At 38.9% G+C, this 329-nt stretch carries 1 protein-coding gene; it reads right to left on the bottom strand.

Annotated elements, in window-relative coordinates; all coding sequences use genetic code 11:
• On the bottom strand, window positions 1-329 hold a 329-nt coding region (locus tag BAMA_RS24830; RefSeq protein ID WP_034644499.1), incomplete at both ends, for a hypothetical protein.

Here is a 329-nt window from a genome sequence, read left to right as displayed (position 1 = left end):
GCCATTGCTACAACTTGACCTTCTAAATTAGAAATCAGTTGTTCTGATGAAACAGCTTCTTTTGCTTTGATCTCGTCAAAAAGACCAGCAAACCCTCGAATAGCCTGAGTACGCTGATCTATCGCTCGTTCATATTCTTCATTGAGTTTCTTCTCTTCATCGATAAGCTTTTGATTTATATCCTGCATTTTTGCAAGATAGTCATCACTTGCCTTCTTCAACTCATCATAAATAGCAAGTTTCGCATCACGTAGCTTTAACTCAGCCAAGCGTCGCTCTTCTGTGTTTGCTTTAAATTCTTCGAGAGACATCTCCCATATCTTTACTTC

Origin of the sequence: Bacillus manliponensis (assembly GCF_000712595.1) — a bacterium.
Taxonomy (GTDB): Bacteria; Bacillota; Bacilli; order Bacillales; family Bacillaceae_G; genus Bacillus_A; species Bacillus_A manliponensis.
Note: the sequence above shows the minus strand (reverse complement) of the source record. Positions and strands in the feature narration are given on the sequence as shown.